The 245-nt window shown below is 40.0% G+C and carries 1 protein-coding gene; it reads right to left on the minus strand.

The genetic code is table 11. The features are described from left to right. On the minus strand, positions 1–245 hold a 245-nt coding region (locus AC0L2L_RS33430), incomplete at both ends, for a hypothetical protein (RefSeq protein WP_473584028.1).

Here is a 245-nt window from a genome sequence, read left to right on the forward strand (position 1 = left end):
ACAAACCACATCCGCTTCCCTCTGACGTTGCCCCCCCCCGCCCCACCCCCTTGGGTTTAAAACTACACATTTCGCCCCCCCCCCCCCCTTTTTTTTTTTTTTTTTTTTGGTTTGTTTTTTTTTTTTTTTTTTTTTTATTTTTTTTTTTTTTTTTTTTGTTTTTTTTTTTTTTTTTTGGTGTGTTTTGTTTTCACGTGCTTCTCCGTTCCGATTATTTCTTTTCGGGGGGGTCCCGGCCCATGGAC

Source organism: Mesorhizobium sp. WSM4832 (assembly GCF_055811115.1).